This is a genomic window from Rubritalea sp. (assembly GCF_039830215.1).
GTDB lineage: Bacteria > Verrucomicrobiota > Verrucomicrobiia > Verrucomicrobiales > Akkermansiaceae > Rubritalea.
The window spans coordinates 1-7,233 of record NZ_JBDOPO010000268.1 but is presented as its reverse complement, the minus strand read 5'-3'; the positions used below and the strand labels follow the sequence as shown (position 1 = coordinate 7,233).

Annotated in this window: 4 protein-coding genes and 1 tRNA gene; 3 read left to right on the top strand and 2 right to left on the bottom strand. The window is 49.8% G+C overall.

All coding sequences use genetic code 11. The features are described 5' to 3' along the window. Positions 1-148: 148 nt before the first annotated feature. The gene (locus tag ABGY95_RS08855) at positions 149-1,717 is read left to right on the top strand and encodes an NAD(P)H-hydrate dehydratase (protein ID WP_347441316.1); all 1,569 of its coding nucleotides are present in this window, start codon (positions 149-151) and stop codon (positions 1,715-1,717) included. A gap of 61 nt (positions 1,718-1,778) precedes the next feature. On the opposite strand, the gene ABGY95_RS08850 is transcribed toward ABGY95_RS08855, so the two are convergent. Together ABGY95_RS08850 and ilvD are read right to left on the bottom strand one after the other, a co-directional pair. Beyond that, positions 1,779-2,330 (bottom strand): DUF4136 domain-containing protein, encoded by a 552-nt coding sequence (locus tag ABGY95_RS08850; protein ID WP_347441315.1) that lies wholly within the window; start codon positions 2,328-2,330, stop codon positions 1,779-1,781. A gap of 842 nt (positions 2,331-3,172) precedes the next feature. Beyond that, positions 3,173-4,882 (bottom strand): dihydroxy-acid dehydratase, encoded by a 1,710-nt coding sequence (gene ilvD, locus ABGY95_RS08845; RefSeq protein WP_347441314.1) that lies wholly within the window; start codon positions 4,880-4,882, stop codon positions 3,173-3,175. Between the two features lie 254 nt (positions 4,883-5,136). On the opposite strand from ilvD, the gene serA reads away from it, so the two are divergent. Together serA and ABGY95_RS08835 are read left to right on the top strand one after the other, a co-directional pair. Then, positions 5,137-6,735, top strand: coding sequence for a phosphoglycerate dehydrogenase (gene serA, locus ABGY95_RS08840; RefSeq protein ID WP_347441313.1), 1,599 nt, complete (start codon positions 5,137-5,139; stop codon positions 6,733-6,735). Positions 6,736-6,812: 77 nt separating this feature from the next. After that, positions 6,813-6,887: transfer RNA gene (locus ABGY95_RS08835), tRNA-Val, on the top strand. Positions 6,888-7,233 lie beyond the last annotated feature (346 nt).

Genomic DNA, 7,233 nt, shown 5'->3' with positions numbered 1-7,233 from the left:
GAGTCATCAGATCCATAGGCAATACTCGTCATCAGCCTTTCTCCTCGTGAGCTTATAAAAAACTCACCATCGTGCTCAAATAATTCCAATGGTTCGCCCTCTGGGGTCGTCGTTTCTGCTAATTTATTGTACTGCTTCATGGCTTCTGGTGACTCAAGCCATAGCACGCGCTGGACTACTTGGCAAAGCTTACGCATTTGAATGGCCGATCCGTGCCATTCTTGTTATAAAAATGGCTATGCAATCCGTCAGCTGCGAATCGATGCGCGATTTAGAAAATACCGTTTTTGCGATCGGTCACACGCCTGAAGCTCTGATGCAGCAAGCTGGTGAACGTATGGCTCAGAGTATTTTACGCTACTTCCCTCACTATTCTCGCGCTACCGCTTACTTAGGTAAAGGTCACAATGCTGGAGATGCCCTAGTCATAGCCAGGCACCTACAATATGCCGGCTGGGAACTCCAACTACGCTGCCCGTATTCGCTAAACGAACTTAGTCCACTCACACTCAAAATGTTCCAGGCTCTGCACGGCGTATCACTCGACAGCTCTGCCCCCGCTCCAGCTGGATCACTATTGATTGACGGCATGTTAGGTATCGGAGCTAGCGGCCCGATCCGACCACCACTCGCCGATATTGCTCTTGAAATCAACGAGACGCGCGACTCGATGGACTGCATAGTCGTTGCTCTGGATTCGCCAAGTGGGGTAAACGCAGACACTGGCGAAATCTACAGTGGTGCGGTAAGAGCCGACCACACTCTCAGTGTCGGATATCCAAAATCTGGACTACTCCACAGTATGAGTACAAGCCATGTAGGAGCCATCAGTCAGGTAGTTCTCGACGCTTTTGAAGAGCACCCCCTAGAGACGGCCTCGGCAGCGTACCAACTCATCACCCCACACACACTAAGCAGGCGGAGGCGTGACTTCGATACACACAAAGGTCAGGCTGGAAGGGTTGGTATTTGGGCTGGGTCCGAAGGAATGTTAGGCGCCGCAGTCTTGACGGCCACAGCTGCATTGAAATCCGGTGCAGGCCTCATCACAATGTTTACACCTCCTGCTCTATATCCCACCCTAGCCCCCATGCTGCCGCCCGAAATAATGGTGCAGTCCAGCATTACTCCACTATCCATGTTAGAGAGAAACTTCGATGCGCTTGTGCTCGGCCCTGGCATTGGGAATCCTCCGAGCGACCTCGCAAACCAGCTTATAGAGCTTGTTGAGAAATCCGGAGTACCAACCGTATTAGACGCCGACATACTCAACCTCATTGCCAGAGAGCAAAAGCACTCAGTTCTCCATTCTAAATGTATTCTCACCCCACACCCCGGGGAAATGAAACGCTTACACCTCAGCTCTGGTAGTCGAGAAGAAACGGCTCAGGACTTCTGTAATCTCCATTCTATCACCCTCCTGCTGAAAGGAGCCCGAACAATTATCACTGCCCCTGGTTCACCACTATTCATCAATTCCAGCGGATCCCCAGCAATGGCGACTGCTGGTCAAGGTGATGTTCTCAGCGGACTCATTGGAGGGCTCTGCGCTCAGGGATACTCTCAGATAGAAGCCTGTAATCTAGGTGCTTGGTTAGCGGGCGAAGCCGCTCAGTTAGCCATAGCTTCGCAGGCTGAAACCGAAGAAACCCTTACAGCTAGCAGCGTTATTGAATTCTTGCACCAGGCATTCCTTGCTGTCCCTCGGCAAGCCTAATTAAAGATAAAAACTCCCCATCCACGACGAGCAACTGGGAGTTTATAAGAAATCGTTAGACTTACTTGAAGAATGGAACGAGAGCTTCATTCACAGCATTCGCAATAGCCTGCTTTCGCTGAGCATCTGTCGCACCATTCACGATGTCTCCGACAGAAACATTGCGGAATATCAACTTGTTAGTTTTGGCGTCGATAACGTCGACGATCAATCCTGCACGTTCAAAATAATCTGCGCGGTTACCTTCGATCACCCCCTTTTTGTGCGCCTGATCTAGGATTTCACTGCCTCCACGTCCGTAGCCGAAGTAGTCATCAAATGAGGTGGTCATAGAATTGTTTTGGTAGACAACCATGTAACCGACTACGAGATCTGCATCTGGAGCATTATAGCCCATCCCCCGCGCTTTGAATTGCGCCTTAATATTACCTTGAATGAGGTTGTGCACGCTCTTCTCGCGAGATGATGTGATGGCCGAGGCATTAGGTGCACGTTTCACTGTGCGAGCTGATGTGTAGCCCCTGCTGCTCCCCTTGGGCATATGAACGCTAGAAGAGCAGGAGGAAAATACCGCAACACAGGCGGCAACAGCTAGTAAACGCAGAGAATTCATGGCTTTAAACGCTAACGTCTCCCTTTTCGTATAACAAGATTTTTGTATTCAAAGAACACCCTACAGCACACGGGCACACACTATTTGGCAGTCTGCTAGACTTCTCGATGTAATCGATTATTCCATGACATCAGTTAAAGAAATCACCCTGCCAAGTGAACTCACACATAAGCTCTGCTCTTGGATATTCGCTATCGGCGCCCTGACATTGGTTGCTTGTCTCAGCGTAGGTAAGTGATACCTCGTAGAACCTGCTAACCAAGCCGCCTGTAACGTCAACCTGTGCTTGCATGAACGCTGCAGAGGCTACAAAAGGTATACTAGTTCAACTCCCACATCTTACTCAGACACTGTAGGACCAACTCAAGTCATACAGCAAATGCTCACCAGCCCTAACTGCGTCGCATACACATTCCTCTGCGCTGCTACGCACAATACCTCAGCAGTGAAATGAAGCTGTATAGGTGACGACTATTTGTACTTCACACACTTCACACCATGACTTCTAAAAAAACTAAGGCCTTTCCTCATGTCCTTGACTTGCCTACTCACTCTATTGGTCCACTTCATCTAGCAGCCATCAAATATAGCGACAACTCCAATCAAGCTACTTGTGTAATCAATCTGAATAGTTTCGAAAAAAGCACTCAAAGCTGATACCTGCATCACCCCCATCAATCATTCCAGTTGGGAGAAGTTTGTTAGAGGAAATAAGGTGTGCGAAACGATGCCAACCTCCCTAAGCTTTGGCCATTATCAGCTCGAACTTGAAGCCATAAGGGCACAAAAAAGCGCAGCCTCATAGCAAGACTACGCTTTAGGCTACAGTATAACCTCTTAGATTAGAGCCCCATGTCAGTCACAGCACCTTTTGATGCTGACTCAGTGAGCTTTGCGTATTTGGCAAGAACGCCACGACGGTAGCGAGGCTCAGGCTGAACCCAAGCAGCTTTACGCTCCGCGATCTCATTTTCTGTGAGGTCAACGTTGATCTCATTACTCTCAGCATCGATAGTGATTGTGTCGCCATCCTTAAGGAGACCGATCACACCACCAACATGTGCTTCAGGAGTGATGTGCCCAACCACGAATCCATGAGAACCTCCAGAAAAACGACCATCGGTGATCAGCGCAACGCTGTCACCGAGACCGCGCCCCATTACTGCTGCTGTTGGCCCAAGCATTTCACGCATACCTGGACCACCTTTCGGCCCTTCGCGGCGAACAACGATGACATCGCCAGCCTTGATCTCTCCAGCCAGGATTGCCTTCATGGATTCTTCTTCAGAATCGAAACAACGCGCAGATCCTGTGAAGAGCGTGCCTTCGTTACCAGAAATTTTTGCTACAGAACCTTCAGCTGCGAGGTTTCCGTAAAGGATACGGAGGTGACTGTCTTTCTTTTTTGGTTTATCGAGCGGAAGGATGACCTTCTGGCCTTCTGGGTAGAAGAGTGTTGAGCTCTTTAGGTTCTCAGCCATTGTCTTGCCTGTCACTGTCATACAGTCACCGTGGAGGAGGCCCGCTTCGAGAAGCGTGCGCATGAGTGGGATAGTTCCACCGATCTTCACGAGGTCAGCCATGACGTACTTGCCAGATGGCTTGAGGTCAGCAACAACAGGTACGCGCTTACCGATTTCTGTGAAGTCATCGATAGAAAGCTCCACGTTAGCTGCGTGAGCCATTGCGAGCAGGTGAAGCACTGCATTCGTAGAACCTCCCAGTGCTATAACGACAGTGATCGCATTTTCAAAGGCTTTACGCGTCATGATATCGCTAGGGCGGATACCTTTGTCGATCATGTTAACTACGGCGGCACCAGCGTCGAAACAATCCATCATCTTATCGTCTCCCACAGCGGCTTGCGCTGAGCTGTTAGGAAGGGACATTCCGAGAGCTTCGATAGCTGAAGCCATTGTGTTCGCTGTGTACATTCCGCCACAGGAACCAGCACCAGGAATAGCGCAGCTCTCGACAGTCTCAAGCTCGCCGTCATTGAATTCACCAGCTGCATGTTTTCCTACAGCCTCAAAAACTGAAACCACATCGAGGTCTTCTTGCTTACCTTTTACTGAAGCACAACCAGGAAGGATCGTACCTCCGTAGATGAATACTGCAGGACGGTTGAGTCGTGCGATCGCGATCATGCAACCTGGCATGTTCTTGTCACAGCCACCAACTGCAACGAGTCCGTCCATTCCTTCAGCTCCAACAGTTGTCTCGATAGAGTCTGCTATAACCTCGCGGGACACGAGAGAGTACTTCATTCCCTCTGTACCCATGGAGATACCATCAGAAACTGTGATAGAACCAAAAGTAAGAGCCTTACCTCCAGCTGCATTTGCCCCGTTAGATGCTTCCACTGCGAGCTTATCGAGGTGGATATTACAAGGAGTCACTTCACTCCAAAGCGAAGCGATAGCTATCTGTGGTTTGTCAAAATCTTCTTTTTCAAAGCCAACAGCGTAGAGCATGGCGCGGCTTGGTGCACGGTCATCACCATCCACAACCTTTGAGGAATATGGGCGGCGGTTATTTTCGTATTCGTTCATAACTAAATTTGAGTAACTATCAGTAGTCTTTCATAGTTCCACGCTGGGTCAAGTCTTGCTGCCATCAGTTAAGTAGGATGACAAAGCAAGGGCACTCAAAGCAGTTTATTTCACCCATCTTTACTGGCTGAAAGAGTCGACCATCTTACCAAAAAGATCACGAATGGTAGCAATTTAAGCACAAAGAAAAGATGATGACGAATAAGACACGCACGGGCTTTGACAAGGTTCGGTCGAATCCGTAGTTCTTGCCCATGTCCAAAAAGCGTATCCTCGTATCTGACCCAATCTCTGAAATTGGAGTCGAAGCACTCACTCAGCACCCAGACCTTCAAGTCGACGTAAACACTGGCCTCACACCTGAAGCTCTCCTTGAAATTATAGGCGACTACGATGGTCTCATCATCCGCTCTCAAACAAAAGTGACACGCGCTGTACTTGAAGCGGCTACAAACCTTAAAGTCATCGGCCGCGCAGGTGTCGGTGTTGACAATGTCGACCGTGACGCTGCAACTGACAATGGCGTGATCGTAATGAACACACCAACTGGTAACACAATCTCTACTGCTGAGCTCGCGTTCACTCTCATGCTCTCTGCAGCACGTAACATCGGACCTGGACACGCAGGCGTTCTCGCTGGTGAATTCCCAGCTGCCCGTAAAGCATTCAAAGGGATCGAAATTTATACCAAGCGACTCGCTGTGATCGGCATGGGTCGCATCGGTACTGAGTTCGTCAAGCGCGCTCAAGCCTTCGGTATGACAGTCATCGCATTCGACCCGTTCCTCACCCAAGCCCGCGCTGACCAACTCAAAGTTGAGCTCGCTGAGACTCCTGACGCAGCACTCACTGGAGCTGACTTTGTCACTCTCCACGTGCCAATGACTCCTGACACAAAGCACATCATCAATGCTGATCGCCTAGCTCTCATGAACAAAGGCGCAATCGTAGTGAACTGTGCACGCGGTGGCCTCATCGACGAGCCAGCACTGCGTGCAGCGATCGACTCAGGTCACATCGCCGGGTGTGGACTCGACGTATTCGAAGACGAGCCACCAGCATCTGACCACATACTTTTTGACCTTCCTAAGCACACAGCTTTCACCCCACACCTTGGCGCATCCACTAACGAAGCTCAGGAGAATGTAGGTATCCAAGTGGCTGAGCAGCTCCGCGACTTCCTCACCTCTGGTGAGATCCGCAATGCTATCAACATGCCATCGCTCGACGCTGCGGCGCTCGACGAGATCGGCGGCTACCTCGGACTTGCTAAGTCGCTCGGAAAGTTCCTCGCAAAGCTTGGACCAGTCAGCCCTGACTCTATACGCGTTTCATTCCACGGAGCTGTTGCTGAGAAAGATACAGCACTTGTGTCACGCACAGTGCTCCACGGTTTCCTTTCCGAAAGCCGCGAAGATACTAATATCGTCAACTGCCCAGCTATCGCCAAAGAGCTTGGACTCGAACTCATCGAATCCACTATCAATGCGACCACTGAGTACTCTGAGCTCATCGTTGCTGAACTCAACAAAGGTGGTGAGAAATTCCGCCTCGCAGGAACAATCATCGGTAAGTCCCCACGTATCGTTGAGATCGACAAGCTCTACGTCGACACCAATATAGCAGGAAACTTCCTCATCGTCCGTAACGACGACCGCCCAGGAATCGTCGGACTCATTGGAACTCAGCTAGCTGAGAGCCAGCTCAACATCGCAAACCTCTCACTCGCTCGCAATAAATCTGAAGGCAATGCTCTCACAGTGATCGAGCTCGATTCCCCTGCTACTCAGGAGATTATCGACACACTCGGTGCTGCTGCTGGAGTTATCTCAGTGAAAGCTCTCGAAATTTAAGCAGAAAATCCTTGCACTCAACGGGCGGTAATCCTAGGTTTCGCCCGTTGACCTGCTACAGGCAAGTTAAACATAACGCGCGATTAGCTCAGTGGTAGAGCAGTGCCTTGACATGGCAAAGGTCACAAGTTCAAATCTTGTATTGCGCACCATTTTACCGAGGGTCTTTGTGTCACATCAAAGGCCCTCTTTTTTTTCCATAAGAGCCCCCGTAGTCATTATGCCATGTGGCGGACTCTCCAAAATTCTCGATACCACGATTTTTTTTGGGGGGTGCTTTTTAGCCCTGTCGGTATTTTTGAAGAGCCTGTAGTCCCTCGAGGTGCGGCTTGATTAACTTCTCTTCGACCGGGTAAGCAAAGGGCTTTTTTTCAACAGCTATAAAGCTCGCCTTATCAAATATCACCATTATTGGAACCCAATCTCAGAGTAGATTTTTTATAGTTCCCCCACCTTAATATTTTACTAGCTGCGCTCTTTCTGAGGAGGCTTTAGGGA

Excerpts from the sequence above, each read along its gene's own strand:
- ilvD (WP_347441314.1), bottom strand. The coding sequence starts at position 4,882 with ATGAACGAATACGAAAATAACCGCCGCCCATATTCCTCAAAGGTTGTG.
- serA (WP_347441313.1), top strand. The coding sequence starts at position 5,137 with ATGTCCAAAAAGCGTATCCTCGTATCTGACCCAATCTCTGAAATTGGA.
- ABGY95_RS08850 (WP_347441315.1), bottom strand. The coding sequence starts at position 2,330 with ATGAATTCTCTGCGTTTACTAGCTGTTGCCGCCTGTGTTGCGGTATTT.